This is a genomic window from Burkholderia sp. ABCPW 111, from assembly GCF_000773065.1.
Taxonomy (GTDB): Bacteria; Pseudomonadota; Gammaproteobacteria; order Burkholderiales; family Burkholderiaceae; genus Burkholderia; species Burkholderia savannae.
On record NZ_JPWT01000133.1, the window covers coordinates 1 to 15,371 of the forward strand.

General features: G+C 71.3%; 10 protein-coding genes and 1 pseudogene. 4 read left to right on the plus strand and 7 right to left on the minus strand.

Features of this window, described 5'->3' with window-relative positions; translation table 11 throughout:
• Positions 1 to 170: 170 nt before the first annotated feature.
• Entirely contained in the window at positions 171 to 842 is a 672-nt protein-coding gene (locus tag X946_RS28870) for a nitroreductase family protein (protein WP_038755285.1), read from the minus strand.
• On the opposite strand from X946_RS28870, the gene X946_RS35565 reads away from it, so the two are divergent.
• Together X946_RS35565 and X946_RS28875 are read left to right on the plus strand one after the other, a co-directional pair.
• Positions 841 to 1,050 (plus strand): hypothetical protein, encoded by a 210-nt coding sequence (locus tag X946_RS35565; protein ID WP_081990131.1) that lies wholly within the window; start codon positions 841 to 843, stop codon positions 1,048 to 1,050. The genes X946_RS28870 and X946_RS35565 overlap by 2 nt on opposite strands.
• 148 nt (positions 1,051 to 1,198) lie before the next feature.
• On the plus strand, positions 1,199 to 1,648 hold the full coding sequence (locus X946_RS28875; RefSeq protein WP_038755286.1) for a CBS domain-containing protein: 450 nt from the start codon (positions 1,199 to 1,201) through the stop codon (positions 1,646 to 1,648).
• A 941-nt stretch (positions 1,649 to 2,589) separates the two neighbouring features.
• Here X946_RS28875 and X946_RS28880 read toward each other — a convergent pair.
• From X946_RS28880 to X946_RS34830, 6 genes and pseudogenes are all read right to left on the minus strand, one after another.
• Positions 2,590 to 4,401, minus strand: a pseudogene (locus X946_RS28880) (SulP family inorganic anion transporter); the annotation flags it as partial.
• A 248-nt stretch (positions 4,402 to 4,649) separates the two neighbouring features.
• On the minus strand, positions 4,650 to 5,681 hold the full coding sequence (locus X946_RS28890; RefSeq protein WP_038755287.1) for an Acg family FMN-binding oxidoreductase: 1,032 nt from the start codon (positions 5,679 to 5,681) through the stop codon (positions 4,650 to 4,652).
• 952 nt (positions 5,682 to 6,633) lie between these two features.
• Entirely contained in the window at positions 6,634 to 8,433 is a 1,800-nt protein-coding gene (locus X946_RS28895; protein ID WP_038755288.1) for a bifunctional aminoglycoside phosphotransferase/ATP-binding protein, read from the minus strand.
• 65 nt (positions 8,434 to 8,498) lie between these two features.
• Positions 8,499 to 10,376 carry a ribonucleotide reductase-like protein gene (locus X946_RS28900; RefSeq protein WP_052145225.1) on the minus strand — a complete coding sequence of 626 codons (1,878 nt, stop codon included), beginning with the start codon at positions 10,374 to 10,376 and terminating at the stop codon, positions 8,499 to 8,501.
• A gap of 54 nt (positions 10,377 to 10,430) precedes the next feature.
• Positions 10,431 to 11,666 carry a polyhydroxyalkanoate depolymerase gene (gene phaZ, locus X946_RS28905; RefSeq protein WP_052145226.1) on the minus strand — a complete coding sequence of 412 codons (1,236 nt, stop codon included), beginning with the start codon at positions 11,664 to 11,666 and terminating at the stop codon, positions 10,431 to 10,433.
• Between the two features lie 248 nt (positions 11,667 to 11,914).
• Positions 11,915 to 12,265, minus strand: coding sequence for a hypothetical protein (locus X946_RS34830; RefSeq protein WP_145986939.1), 351 nt, complete (start codon positions 12,263 to 12,265; stop codon positions 11,915 to 11,917).
• A gap of 277 nt (positions 12,266 to 12,542) precedes the next feature.
• Between X946_RS34830 and X946_RS28915 the strand changes: the two genes are divergently transcribed.
• On the plus strand, positions 12,543 to 12,938 hold the full coding sequence (locus tag X946_RS28915; protein WP_038755290.1) for a TraR/DksA family transcriptional regulator: 396 nt from the start codon (positions 12,543 to 12,545) through the stop codon (positions 12,936 to 12,938).
• Positions 12,939 to 12,998: 60 nt separating this feature from the next.
• On the plus strand, positions 12,999 to 15,272 hold the full coding sequence (locus X946_RS28920) for an FAD-dependent oxidoreductase (protein ID WP_038755291.1): 2,274 nt from the start codon (positions 12,999 to 13,001) through the stop codon (positions 15,270 to 15,272).
• Positions 15,273 to 15,371 lie beyond the last annotated feature (99 nt).

The window sequence follows — 15,371 nt, forward strand, 5'->3', positions numbered from 1 at the left end:
CCGTTGCCGGTCATCCGTTGCCGGTCATCCGTTGCCGGTCATCCGTTGCCGGTCATCCGTTGCCGGTCATCCGTTGCCGGTCATCCGTTGCCGGTCATCGCCAGCCCCGATCGACGCGCGGCGTCACGCACCGCTCCCACCCGCGACGCCGCCGCCGAATCGTCATGCGTTCAGGCGTGCCGCGCGCCGCCCGCGTGCGCCGCCGGCTTGCCGACCGTCTGCGCGAGGATCGGCAGTTCGTCTTCGTTCAGGCTGAGCGCGTCGGCGAGCAGCCGATGGTTGATCCAGCCGCGCACGACGCAGCCGAGTCCCGCCGACGCGCAATACAGCGCGACGTTCTGCGCGATGGCGCCCGCCGCCACCGCCGGGAACGCCTCGCGCAGCGGCTTGGGCATCGACAGCAGCCGCGACGTCCGCACGACGTACACGAGATCGAGCGGCGCGGCGCCGACGAAATCCTGGTAGCCGGTCAGGTTGCGCGCGTCGATCGAGCGCTTGAGCAGCAGCCGGTGCAGCGGCGCGTCGTAGCGATAGACGCCGTCCGGCAGCGCGACGTAAACGTCGATTTCGTTGAACGCATGCGCGGACGGCGCGGTGCGGCCGCCCGTTGCCGGGCGGTTGACGCCGTCGGCCGCCCACAGCAGCTCGCCGAGCGTCGTCGGCGCGAGCGCCGCGGACGAGAATTCGCGCGCGCTCGCCCGCAGCGACAGCGCGGCCATCAGCGGCAGGCCCGCGCCGAGATCGGGTTGCGGCAGGTCGATGATCGCGGGCGCCTGCGCTTCGGCAGGCGCGGGCAATGCTACGGCGATCGGTTGATAAGTCAGCAATTCGGGTTCGCTCATGTCCGTCTCCAAGACAGGGGAAAGCCGCGCCGCACCCGCGCGCGAGCGCGTCCGTTCGTCAACGATAGCGAGTGTGCCGGATGCCGAACTGATCCCGATCAAGCGTCGCGCGCCGGCGCGTGCGCGTCGCCACGTCGACGCCGACGCCGACGCCGACGTTGACGTTGATGTGCGTCAGAATGCGCGAAGGTCGCGCGTGCGACGCTGACCGTTCGCTTGAGCGCTCGCAGGACCGGGCACTTCACCGCATCTCGTTTCGTTTCGTGTCGTGCCGTTGCGCGCCGCGCTGCCGGAACGCCGTCGCGCGCCGGCCGCGCCGCGCGCGGGCGCCCTGCATATGAAAACGGAGGCCGATCGTGAACGCTGCCGAAATCTGCACCCGCGACGTCGCCGTGTGTCGCCGCACCGACACCGTGCTCGACGCCGCGCACCTGATGCGCGACCGCCATGTCGGGGACCTGATCGTCGTCGACGACGCGGGGCGCGCGCAAGAGCCGGTCGGCATGCTGACCGACCGCGACATCGTGCTGTCGCTGATCGCGAAGGAGATCGACCCCGCCGCGCTGTTCGTCGGCGAGATCATGTCCGCGCCGGCGACCGTCGTGCACGAGCAGGACAGCCTGTGGACGATCGCGCACCGGATGCGGCTGACGGGCGCGCGCCGGATGCCGGTCGTGAGCGCGGGCGGCGCGCTCGTCGGCATGGTGTCCGTGGACGACGTGCTGGCGTGCGCGGCGTCGTTGTTCGACGAGATCGCGTCGATCTCCCGGCGCCAGATTCACTTCGAGGAGAAGGCGCGGAGTTGACGCGCGCGCGGGGCGAAGGCGAGCGGGTGCGCTTCCGGCAGGCGATAGATATTCTCTGCGGCGAGATGCCGGAGAAAATTGTCGACCTCTCGGAATGCGCGACGAATTGCTCGTGCGGCGTCGGTAAGGAAGCCCCAAAAACCGCATGCGAGCACTTCGCAACCCCGTTTTCAACCGCCCGCCAGAACCTGCGATCAGCGTGACCCGGCTCTGGCCGGGTGCGACGTTCCGCGCGCCGTCATCGCCGCGGCTTCGCCAGCGAATGCGCGGAGCGGTTTCGCTGGAATGGCGTTGCGTCGCGGGCGCCGCGCGGCCAGTCTCGCCGCCGCATCGATCGCCTGCGCGCGAGCGCCGTTGCCGGTCGGTTTCGCGCTGCGTTCGCGCAACCGGTTCCATGTCCGCGGATTGCGGGCGATTCGCCGGAGATCGATGCGTGCCGTGTCGCGCGGTCGTGGTCGTATGTCCCGTCGCACCCTGCGCGGACGCCGTGCGCGGCGCGATCGCGCGCGCCGCCTTCACGCGATCGTTTCGTGCTCGCGGATGACGGAGGCATGTCTGCAATCGATCTCATCTGTTTCGCGCGATCGCCGCCGAGCGCCGCCGCCGGGCTTCGTTGCGGTGCTGCGGTCTTGCGAACGATGCACGATGCGTTGCCGCGGGCCGCATGCGAGCAACCGGTTTCATCCACGCGGAGCGAGGGGCGGACCCCCGCCCGACGCGGCCTGAATCAGGCAATCGCCGTCACGCCTTCGCGGCGCGCCGAAATCGGCGCGGCGGCCGCACTGCCGTCGCGAGCCGCATGCGCGCCATGCGATCCGGGTGGTGTTCGACGAGCGAAACACCGCGGTTTCGACCGATTCCGCCGCGCGCGATCGCAGGCATGCGTGCGCAACGCAACGCAACGCAACGCGCCGCGCCTGCGCCGCACGCTCGGCGAAATTTCATCGCCGCGCCCGCCGCGCGGCCGCCACGTCCTTGCGCACCTGCGCGAAGCGCGCAACTGCGTCCGTCACAGTCGGAAAGAAGTGATCCGCGCCGATCTTGTCGAAGAGCCCGTACGTGCGCAGCCGGTCCTTGACCGGCCCTTTCATCTCCGCGATGTACAGCGTGATGCGGCGCGCGGCGAGCTCGTCGCGCAGCGTCGCGAGCATGTCGGCGGCGGTGACGTCGACGTCGGTGATCGGCTCGGCCGCAATCACGACGCAGCGCACCGGCGCATCGGCATCGGCGATCGCGTCGCGCACGTGGTCGCGAAAGATCGTCGCGTTCGCATGAAACAGCGGCGCGTCCCAGCGGAACGCGACGAGACCGGGCGTGAGAGCCGCGTCCGGATGGCGCGACACGTCGTGAAAGCCGTGCATGCCTTCGACGCGGCCGAGCACCGCGTCGTACGGATGCCACGCGCGCCAGACGAACGACAGCAGCGAGAGCCCGACCGCGAGCAGGATGCCCGGCACCACGCCGAGCAGCACGACGCCCGCGAAGCACAGCAGCGACACCGCGCACTCGCCGCGCCGCACGCGGTAGAGCCGGACGATCGCGCGCACGTCGACGAGGCCGCTCGCCGAATAGACGACGACCGCCGACAGCGCCGCGAGCGGCACGCGGGCGAGCAGCAGCGGCGCGACGAGCAGCAGCGCGATGCAGCCGGCCGCGACGACGCTCGTCAGCTGCGTGCGCGCGCCGGCCGCGAGCGCGACGGGCGTGCGCGACGAACTGCTGCTGACCGCGCAGCCGCGCAGCGCGCCGGCGAGCAGGTTCGCCGCGCCGAGCGCGATCAGCTCCTGATTGCGGTCGGTCTCGCGGCCGTCGTCGGCGGCGAACACGCGCGACAGCACGCTGATGTCGGCAACGGACACCAGTGCGATCGCGAGCGCGCCGGCGACGAGCCGGCTCGCATCGGCGAGCGCGATCGACGGCAGGCCGGGCGGCGGCATGACGCCGGCAAGCGAGCCGACGAGGGCGACGTGCGCGTTTGCGACGTGCGCGTTCGCGACATGCAGATCCGGCGCGGCCCCTAGCCACGCGGCGGCCACTGACGCGGCGGCGACCGCGATCAGAATGCCGGGCCACGCGGGCGCGACGCGCCGCAGCAACACGATGGCGGCAAGACAGCCGCCGCCGAGCGCGAGCGATGCGATATCGATCCGGCTTTGCGCGACGGTGCCCGCGATGCTCGCCGCTTCGTCGACGAACGTGCCGCCGCAAGGCGCGGCGCCGAGCAGGCTCGGGAGCTGGCTCGCGATCAGCGTCAGCGCGAGCCCGTTCAGATAGCCGTATTGAATCGGCTTGGACAGCAGATCGGTGACGAAGCCGAGCTTCAGCAGCCCGGCGAGCACGCAGAAGCCGCCCGACATCAGCGCGAGCGCGGCCGACAGCGCGACCGCGTGCGCGGGATCGCCGTGCGCGAGCGGCGCGACCGCGCCGGCGATCAGCGCGGCGAGCGCGGAATCGGGGCCGAGCACGAGAATCCGGCTCGGCCCGAAGATCGCGTAGCCGACGAGCGCGGCGATCGTCGCATACAGGCCGGAGACGACGGGCAGGCCGGCCGCCTGCGCGTAGCTCATGCCGACCGGCACGAGGACGGCGGTCAGCGCGACGCCCGCGAACAGATCGCGCGCGAGCCACGCGCGCCGGTAAGTGCGCAGCGTCGCGACGCCGGGCAGCCAGCGGCGCCATGATTCGGTGCCGCCGCCGCGGTTGTCACTGCCACTGCCACCGCTACCGCCACCGCCACCGCCACCGCCATTACGGCGGCTATCGTCGCGACTTCCGCCACTTCCGTTACCGCCGCTGCTGCCACCGCTGTCGCCGCCGCCACTAGGATCGCTATCGCCGCGACTTCCGCCGCTTCCTCTATCGCCGCGGCCACCACGGCTTCCGCCGCTTCCGCCGCTTCCGCCGCTTCCGCCGCTTCCGCCGCTTCCGCCGCTTCCGCCGCTTCCGCCGCTTCCGCCGCGCCGCGCGGCGTCCCGTCCGCGCGCGGCGCGTTCCCGCTCGATCAAGACACGACGTCCGTCAGCGGACGCCGTGGCGCGTGCGCGACGACCGGGCCGCGTCCGACGCGCAGCAGCAACTGCGGATGCGCGTCGACGTGCAGCAGCGGCCGCAGCCGCTCGCGCAGCGTGTCGATTTCGATCGGCTGATTCAGATACGACGCGGTGAGCCCCGCGGCCGTCGCGACGAGCAGCACGCGCTCGAGCGCCTGGCCGGTCGCGACCCAGGCGTCGCGATCGTCGCTCGCCGTCGAGATGCCGACGATGAGCGGCGAGCCGTCGACGAGCTTGTGATGCATCGCCGCCATGCCGCCGCCGAGATCGAACGTGCGGACCACCGACGCGACGACGGGCGTCGCGAAGTCGAGCAGCGCGGGCACGCCGGCCGCGAACGCCGGCATCCCGTCGTCGCGGCGGCGCGGATGCACCCAGTTCGCGAGCTCGCGGCGAAAGCGCGGATCGGCGAACTGCAGGCGGTCGGCGTCGGCGATCATCTCGGCGATCTCGTCGCGCGCGCCGGGCGCGTCCACGCACGCGATCTCCGCGCCTTCGGCCTCGCCGGCGTCGACGAGCGCGCGCTGGACCTCGCACGACACCGCCTCGCTCGCGAACGGCGCGCGGGTCGTCACGCGCTCGACGATCGCGTCGAACAGCGGCACGAGACTTTCGTCGTGGTAGCCGTGGGGATCGAGCCGCACGAGCGCGATCACGTCCGGGTCCGACGTCGACGGGAACATGTCGATCGAGTAAGCGAACCCGAAGCGGCTCAACGCGACGCGCAAATTGAAGAGCGCCGCGCCGCAGCTGATGAGCAGCTCGCGATCGTACGGATCGACGACGGACAGCGCGCGCAGCCGGTCCGCGCACAGCATCACCGACGCGTCGCCGAGGATGAAGCGCCACGGCTGCGTGTTGTGGCTCGACGGCGCGAGGATCGCGTAGCGGATCGCGAGGCGCAGCTGGTCCTCGACGCTCGCCGACGGATCGAACGGGGGGATGTCGTCGTGCGTCGTCGTCTGGAGGGGGGATGTTTCCATGTTGCGGGTCTCCTGTCGGGAAGCGCGGGGCCGCGCGCGGGCGGGTACGACGCGCCGGAATTCGAGGGCGGGGCGGATCGCGTAGGACCGATTTCAGTCTATGGAGCGGCCGTCCGGCGGAGCTTGACCCAGATCAACGGGGGATGGGCGGCGGGTGGAGCGCGCACTCGGTCGTAGGGCTGGCGGACGCATGTCTTTCTGCCCGAATGGACGCCCGTTGTAACCGGAGCAAAGGTGCGTGCGTTTCTCATCGAGACCGATCTGTTTTAATTGAAGTGGTAAATATGGAAAGCACGCCTGCAATGCTTCATATGCGATTGAGGGATTAAATCGAACTTTGACGGGAAGTCAGGTATTTCGGGGGGCGTGGATTTGAATTGTGTGACGGTGAGTGAATTGCTTTGATGGATGGTAAATTGAATTCAAATCGATCCCGGAAGGCGAAATTGGTGACGGGCCCGCCGTTGTTCTTGTTATGGCGATTGCCGGGTTGGTGATTGCCATGATGTACGCGAGAGTCTGCGACGGAGGCGATGGAGTTTTCCCCGATACGACGCGACAAGAGATTAAATAAAAAATCGCGAGGTACGCGTATCGAAATAACAAGAATCCAAGAATTGACTTCGATGAAGATTTTTATATCCGAGCGATGTCGCGCAATGGAAGGTTCCATATAGGGTGCGACGGGCACCGGCACGTTATCGAGATGACCTGCAAAGGCTGGGTCGTGGATAACGTCGGCCCGCATGGCTGAGCTGTTGGGCGAGCGCTCGCGTCGCACCAGAGCCAGTCGGCGGGATGCGCTGTATCGCTGCGGCGCGCTTCGTCAGATCGTACGATCCGGTACGACGTATTGCCGGTATGAAATGGGCGGCCGCGGCAGCGCAATTGATCAGACCCAGGCGGTTCATCCGACAGTGGCGAGCGTTTCCGGCGCGGGGCCTTTTCGGCATCAACTCGTCGTCGCGGCATCAAGTGAGGCCGTATCGAGCGCGTCGAGCACCGGCCGCCAATATTCGGCCGACCGGATTGCTTGCAGCGGCACGTCGGTATCGAAGCCGATCGTGTGTGCGCGTTCGTCGGCGTCGAGCGGATCGGCGCTCGCGAGCTGCGTCGCGAGCACGGCCGCGCCCGCGTCCGAACGGTCGTTTTGCGCGGCGGCGCGCGCGTCGACGCGCCGTTCGAGACACGCGCGGCTCGCGCGGAAATCGAGAATGAAGACGGGCACGCCCATTTCGCGTGCGAGCGCGACGAAGCGCGCGCGGCGCGCCTGCGAGAGAAACGTCGCGTCGACGAGCGCCGTGTAGCCGGCGCGCAGCACGTCGCGCGCGAGCGCGCGCAGGCGCTCGTATTGCGCATCGATCTGTTGCGGCGTGTACGCGGCGGCGGGCAGCGGCCGCGCGTCGACCGCCGCGAACGGTCGCGCGCGCTTGCGCTCGCTGTCGCTCGACAGCCGGATCGCGCCGCATACGTCGGCGAGCGCGCGGCTCGCCACCGATTTGCCCGAGCCCGAATAGCCGTGGCACAGCAGCAGGCACGGGCGGCGCGCGCGGGCCTCGCTCGCGGCGACGTCGACGTACCTGCGCGCGCGCTCGATGTGCGCGGCGCGCGCCGCGGCGTCGCCGCCGCCGCGCATCGTCGCGACGAGCGCGCGCACGAGCGCCCGGTACGCGACGTACAGCGGCAGCGCGGCGAGGCCCGCGAAATCGCCCGTCTCGTCGAGCCAGCGGTTCAGCAGCCGGTGCGCGAGATCGGCGCGACCGTGCGCGTGCAGATCCATCAGCAGAAACGACAGGTCGTTGATCACGTCGATCCAGCGCAGCGCGTCGTCGAAATCGATGCAATCGAACATCAGCGCGTCGCGGCCGTGCTTCACGACGTTGTCGAGATGCAGGTCGCCGTGGCACGCGCGGACATAGCCGCTTGCGCGGCGTGCGTCGAGATGCGCGGCGAGCTCGTCGCAGCGGCGCACGCACCACGCGCGCAGCGGCGCGGGCAGCGCCGTGCCGAGTGCGCGCTCGAGCGGCGCGAACACGTCCGCGATCTGCCTGCGCAGCTCGCGCGCGCCGCCGTACTCGCGCCGCGGAACGTCGCGCGGCGCGTGCAGATGGTATGCGGCGATGCGCGTCGCGGCGGCGTCGATGTCCGCCGCGCCGAGCTCGCCGCGCGCGAGCAATCGGGAAAACAGCATCCGTTCGTCGAAGCGGCGCATCTTGACGACATGATCGACGGCGACGCCCGCGTCGAACAGGCGAAGGCCGCGCGCGCGGCGCACGATCGGGCCGGCCGCGAGATATATGGGCGCGGCGAGCGGGCGGTTCAGCGCGAGCTCGGCTTCGCACGCGCGGCGGCGCGCGGCCAGATCGCCGAAGTTCGCGAAGCCGAAGTCGAACGGCTTCAGGCGCTTGTACGCGAAGCGTCCGGCAAGGTAGACGACGGAGATGTGCGTTTCGATGCGCACGATGCGGCCGGCCGGATGCGGGTATGTCGACGCGCGGCGCAGCGTCGCGTCGATGTCGCGCGACAGGCGGCGGGCCGCACGCTCGCGCACGGCCCGCCGCTGCGGGCCGTTGCCGCGCATGGCGGCTGCGCGCGCGCGGCGCGGCATGTCGGCGGATTGCGCGAGCTTCGGTCGGCGCGCACGGCGCATCTCGTCACCTCCGGGGTTCGTGATCACGCGGGACGGGACGCAGCCGGCCGCGCGGTCGACGTGCCATGGAAACCGCCGCGCCGCGATTGCGCCCGTTGTCATTCGACCCGATTGCGGCGAGCGCCGGCTTGACGTGGGTCAAGCGCTCGCGCGCGCCGCCCGTGGCTTCAGACGCCGCTGCCTTCGCCGCCCGCCCCCGCCCCCGCCCCCGCCCCCGCCCCCGCCCCCGCCCCCGCCCCCGCGTCGCGCGCGAGATCCGTGCGCCGTATCGCGACGCTCTTCAGCTTCGCGCGCCATGCGCCAAACAGCAGCGCATTGATCTCTTCGAGCGAGTAATGCTTCGCGAGCGTCAGCGTGCTCTCGACCCCCGCGTCGACATAAGGCTGCAGCGCCGCGCGCATCGCGAGGCGCTCGCTCGGCGCGACGTCCGCATCGGTCGCGAAATAGTCGGGCAGCGCGACGCGATCGCCGCGCAGCGACCGGAACAGCCGGTGCGCGTGGTTCTCCGCGCGCATCCCCGCCGCGCCCGCGCGCACCGCCCGGTGCTCGATCCACGCGTGCGCCGGCTCGACGCCCGGCGAGCAGTTGTCCCCGAACGCGAGGCTCACGCCGACGGCGGGCGCGAACGACGTCAGATGGCTGTTGCGCAGCCCGTCGCGCTCGATCGCGTGGCGAACCGCGTGCGGCAGCGGCGGCCCCGCGTGCAGCGCGTCGAGGTGCGCGTGCCGGTCGCACAGCGGATACGCGCCGCGCTCGGCGGCGAGCTCGGCCGACGCCGCATACGCATGATTGCGCAGATCGGACGCGATGTAGCGCGCCATCTCGCGCGCGGCCGGCGAGTCGTAGCGCAGCCGCATCATCGCGAGCATGTCCGCGAGCCCCGTCACGCCGACGCCGATCCGTCGCTTTTGATACGACTCGCGCGCATGCGCGGCGAGCGGCCAGCGCGTGACGTCGAGCGCGTTGTCGAGAAAGCGCGCCTGGACGCGCACCGCCGCGTCGAATGCGGCGAAATCGAAGCGTGGCTCGCCGCCGACGCCGAACGGATTGCGCACGAACCGCGACAGATCGATCGCGCCGAGCATGCTGCTGCCGTACGGCGGCAGCGGCTGCGCGCCGCACGGGCTCGTCGCGTCGATCCGCTCGCGGCCGCGCAGCGGGCCGGCGGCGTCGATCGCGTCGACGAACACGAGCCCGGGCCCCGCGCCGTCGCGCGCCGCCGCGACGATCTCGCGCCACAGATGTCGCGCGGGCACGGTCGCGTATGTCCATGCGCCGTCGGCGGCGGGCAGCGCGCCGCTCGGCGCGCCCTGCGGCGGCGCCGGATGCCGCAGCGCCCACGGCAGATCCTGCTCGACCGCCAGCATGAACGCATCGGTGGCGGCCACCGCGAGATCGAGCGTCGCCCGGCACGCGCGCTCCCGCTTGTGCTCCCGCTTCGCGGCGGCGAACGCGAGCAGGTCCGGATGATCGCAGCGCAGCACCGCGAGCTGCGCGCGGCGGCGTCCGTCGCGCTCGCCCGCCTGCGCGCCGATGCGGTCGAACCGGTCGAGCGCCGCGCACACGCCGGGCGACGTCGACCGGTCGGTTTCGGGCCGCGCGCTCGCGGGCGGGATCTCCGAGAAGTCGTAGCCGATGTCGCCGCCCATCGCGAGCGTGAGGCGCGCCTCGTCGATCGCCTGGTCGAGGTCCGGATGAAAGCGCGTGAGCGCGGCGGGCGCGCGGATCGGATGAACGAAGCAGCTCGCCATCGTCTGATCCTGCGCGGCGCCCGCGCGCGCCATGATGCTGCCCGCGCCGAGCGCGCCGGTCAGCAGGTTGCGGTAGAAGCGCCGCGCGGCGCCCGGGCGTGTCGCGACCGGCTCCGCGAGCGCGAGCGCGCGAGCGACCCGCGCGAACGCCTGGGAGCGCGAGTTCTCGCCCGGCAGCGCATAGCGGTCGGCGAATACGGCGTCGCAGATCGGTTGGTCGTCCATGACGCCGATCATGCGGACGAACGAATCCGTGTGGCGAGCGGCGCGCGTGCGTTTGTTGATCGTCCGCAAGCGGCGTGTGCGCGGGCCGGGCTGGGCGGCCCGATGCGCGGCGCGATGCTCGATTCAATGCGCGGCGCGGCGCGCGTGGTCCGAGTCCGGCGTTTCGGCGCGCGTCCAGAACGCCTCCAGCGCCGGATAGATCGATCGCTGCCAGCGCGGACCGAGGAAGAGATCGTAGTGATCGCAGTCCGGCTCGGTGATCCGCTCGCGCGCGGCGTCGGGCGGCGCGTTGCACAGCCGCTGCGCGGCGTGCGTCTGGCCGGCGCCGGAGATGTCGTCGCGGCCGCCTTCGATCGTGCAGAGCGCGGTGCGCGTGAGCCGCTCCGGCGCGACGCGGCGGCGGCCGATCGACCAGCGGCCCTCCGCGAGCAGGCATTCGTGAAAGATCACGCGGATCGTGTCGAGGAAATAGCGCTCCGTCATGTCGAGCACCGCGCCGTATTCGTTCATCTCGCGCAGGCAGCGCGCGGCGCCCGCGAAGTCGCCCGTCATCCACGCGGCCCAAAGGCGGCTTTCGAGCGACACGCGCCGCTGCGGGTGCGCGACGACGATCGCCGCGTGCTGAACGAAGCCGGGATAGACGCGCCGCCCCGCGCCCGCGTACGGCGGCGGCACGACGTCGATCGCCGCGCGGCGGAACCAGTCGAGGTCGTGCTCGAGGGCGAAGCGATCGACGAGCGTCGGGCTCGTGCGCGTGTCGATCGGGCCGCCGAGCAGCGCGACGCTCGCGACGTGGACGCCGCGCGCGGCAAGCAGCGCGGCCGCCGCGAGCGCGGGCACTGTCGCCTGGCAGACCGCCATCACGTGCAGCCCGTTCGCGTTCGCGCCGGCGATGAAGCGTTCGAGCGTGAGCACGTAGTCGTCCAGGCCGAACGCGCCCGCCTCGGGCGGGACGTCGCGCGCGTTGCGCCAGTCGGTCACGTAGACGTCGCGCGTCGCGAGCAGCGTTTCGACGGTCTCGCGCAGCATCACCGCGTGGTGCCCGGCGAGAGGCGTGCACAGAAACACCGCGGGGCGCGCGGCGGCTGCGCCCTGGAGCCGGCGGGAAAACTTGCGCAGCGCGCAGAACGGTGTGTCGCCGACGATGCGCTCGTCGATCGGGACGACCGCGCCGCCGCTCGCGACCGCCGCGATCGCGAACGGCGGCGGCACCGGCACGGCGTCGGCCGCGCGCGCCATCGGGCCCCATGTCGGCCAGCCGGCCGGGCGCGAGTTGGTGTCCGCGCGCTGCGCGGCGCCCGCCCAGGGCTGGCATGCCCGGACGAATTCACGTTGCGCTTCAAGCCACGCGTAGAGCATCGAATCTCCTTACTGGCGGCGCGGGATCGGGCGCCGCGGCCGCGTCGCGCGCAGGCCGCGGGTGGCGGCATGCGCGCGACGGCGAGGGCGGCGCTTGCGGCGGGCGGGGCGCTTGCGGCGCCGAAGCGCCCGCTGTCGCGAGGCGACATCGGCGATGGCGGCCAAGCGCCGCGCGCCTGCCGCCGCGCGCCGGATTTGCTGCGCATCGGATGGGGAAAGAATAGGCCGGCGGGCGCCGCATGACCAGATTAAAAGCCGGGCTCGCGGGGTTTTTGACGATCGTCAAGCAGGCGGCGGATGACGTTCGCCGCGGCGCGCGGCGGCTGGCTGTGACGCGCCGTTGCGGCCTCGGCTCGGCGGAACGCGGCGGGGACCGGCGTCGCGCTTCGCCTCGCGTTCAGGCGGTCGCGGCGCTGCGAACGGCCGCGCGGCGATACGGCGCGGCGGCGCCGCCGCGCCGCGGACGGCAAGCGGCGGCGGGCTGCACCGCGCACATGCGGCGCGACACGTTGCGGCGGACGCGGCGCGGTGGCATCGTGGCGGGAACGCGCTGCGGTGCGGCGCGTAGCCGCCGCATCGGCGAGCGCCGATTGACTCAAGTCAACGCCGGCGGGCCGGCTCGGCATACGCTTGCGCAGCAATCGGCCGAAGGCCGCGCCGAGCCGCCGCGTCCGAAAAACGGAAACGGATCGGCGTCCGGCGTTCCGGCGCGCCCGTTCGCCGGGCGCGGCGCATGCGGCGCGCGCGACAGGGGCGGCGCATGCGCCGCGAACCTGTCGCGCGCACGAAACACGCGCACGAGCGGCTAGCAACCAGCCCGCCTCGTCCGCCCATCGGTGCGGACCCGATGCGGCAACGCAATACGCGGAGGATCGGATGGCAGCGTTCGACGAGCATCAACTCCAGGTTCTAAGCGATCTGCTGCATGCGTGCAGGCAGGTGCTCCAGGCCGACGTGCGCGCATGCGAGCGGCAGCGCGCCGACGAACCGTACGCGAACCTCGCGGGCACGGCGCCCGACGAAGGCGACGAGGCGAACGCGAATCTGTTCGTCGACGTCGACCATGCGCTGATCGGCATGAAACTCGCCGAGCTGCGCGCCGTCGACGCCGCGCTCGAGCGGCTCGCGCGGGGCGGCTACGGCTACTGCGCGGACTGCAGGCAGCCGATCGAATACGAGCGCCTGCTCGCGCGTCCGACCGCGTCGCGTTGCGCGCCGTGCCAGCACGCGCACGAGCGGCGGTTCGCGACGCTGCCGAGGTCGTCGCTGTGAGCGGCGGGGCCCGGCCGCCCGCCGCATTCGCCGCGCGCGTCTGCTCGACGGGAGGCGCCGATGCGTGAATTCGACTATCTGCTCGTCGGCGGCGGCATCGCGAGCGTCACCGCCGCGCGGTCGCTGCGCGGCGAGGACGCTTCGGCGAGTATCGCGATCCTGTGCGGCGAACCCGTGCTGCCGTATCAGCGCCCGCCGCTCAGCCAGGAATTCCTGATGGGCACCGCGCAGGCCGCGAGCATCGCGCTGCACGACGCGGCGTTCTACGCGTCGCAGCGCATCGACGTCGTGCTCGGCGCGAGCGCCGAGCATCTCGATCTCGCGAAGCGGGTCGTGCGTGCGTCGAACGGCGCGGCGTACCGCTATCGCAAGCTGCTGATCGCGACGGGCGCGAGCGCGAAGGTGCCCGCGCTGCCGGGCATCGAGCTCGACGGCGTGCACGTGCTGCACACGATCGCGCAGGCGCAGACACTGAAGGACGCAGCCGCGCACGCGCGTCGCGCGACCGTGCTCGGCGGCGGCTTCCTCGGCGTCGAGATCGCCGCGACGCTGCAGGCGCTCGGCCTGCAGGTGACGCTCGTCGAGCATGCGCCGGAGCTGATGCCGCCGCTGCGCGCGCCGGCGCTCGCGCGCCATTTCGAGGCGCTGTGCACGGCGCGCGGCATCGACGTGCTGACGAGCCGCGAGGTGCGCCGCGTGCTCGGCGCGCAGCGCGTCGAGGCGGTCGAGACGAGCGACGGCGAGACGCGGCCGTGCGACCTGTTCGTCGCGGCGGTCGGCGTCGCGCCGAACTGCGGCTGGCTCGAAGGCAGCGGCCTCGCGCTCGGCAACGGGATCGAAGTCGACGCGTTCCTGCAGACGGCCGATCCGAACGTGTTCGCGGCGGGCGACGCCGCGCACTTCGACGATCCGATCTTCGGCGTGCGGCGGCGGATCGAGCATTGGGACAACGCGGTGCGGCAGGGCAAGATCGCGGCGCGCAACATGCTCGGCCACCGGCTGCCGTATCGCGACATATCGATCTTTTACGGCAGCGTGTTCGGGCTGTCGTACAACCTGGTCGGCTATCCGGTCGGCGCGACGGAGACGATAGAGCGCGGCGCGTTCGACGATCGCTCGTACGCGCTGCTCTATCTCGCCGACGACGTGCTGCGCGCCGCGTTCACGATCGACCGGCCGGCCGTGGAGATCGCCGCGCTGAGCGACGCGATCAGGCTGCACGTGAACGTCGCCGCGCAGCGGGCGACATTGAGCGATCCGAACTTTTCGCTCGACAAGCTGCCGGTGCAGACGATGCTGATCCTGCAGGGCGGCGGCGCGCTCGGCGCGTTCGAATGCGGCGCGATCAAGGCGCTCGAGCAGCACGGCGTGCGGCCCGACGTGATCTCCGCGGTGTCGATCGGCGCGTTCAACGGCGCGATCGTCGCGAGCCATCCGACGGGCGCGGCGAAGGCGCTCGAAGCGTTCTGGCGCGAGCTGTCGATCGCGCTGCCGTCGCCGTACGGCTCGCAGTGGCATGAGGCGTGGCTGTCCACTTACGTGCTGTGGTTCGGCGTGCCGAATTTCCTGAAGCCGCAATGGTCTCGGCTCGGCTTCGACCTCGACCGGCTGCGCGCGAAATGGACGAGCTTCTTCGACGCATCGCCGATCGAGAAGCTGATCACGCGCTACGTCGATTTCGATTCGCTCTGCGTGAGCCCGACGCGGCTGCTGATCAGCGCGGTCGACGTCGAGACGGGCGAGCCGCGCATCTTCGACAGCTACGTCGATCGCCTGAGCCCCGCGCATCTGCTCGCGAGCGGCAGCCTGCCGCCCGGGATGCCGTGGACCGTCGTCGACGGCCGGCCGTACTGGGACGGCGGCGTCGTCAGCAATTCGCCGCTCGATCTGGTGATCGAGCGGTGCGGGCAGATCGGCGGGCGCGTATTCATCGTCGATCTGTTCTCGGGCACGAAGACGCTGCCGACGAACGTCGTCGAAGTGATGCTGCGCCGCGAGGAAATCGCCTACATGGACCGCGTGCGCAACGATCTGCGCTTCGAGGAATACGCGAGCGATTTCGGCGATCTCGTCGACGGCATCCTCGCGCACGTCGACGCGCAGAGCGCGAACGAGATCCGTCAGCAGCCGCTGTACATCCGGCTGATGGGCAACCGCGGGGCGCTCGACATTGCGCGGATCACGCTGAATCGGGACGGGCGGCTGTCGTTCATCGAGGACTACGATTTTTCGTCGGACGCGGTCGCGCAATTGCAGAAGCAGGGCTACGACGCGGCGCTCGTCGCGCTCGCGAACGGCCGCGCGAATCATCGGCGCAGGCGTCGCGGCACGTGACGCGCGACGTGTGACGTGTGACGTGTGACGTGTGACGTGTGACGTGTGACGTGTGACGTGTGACGTGTGACGTGTGACGTGTGACGTGTGACGTGTGAC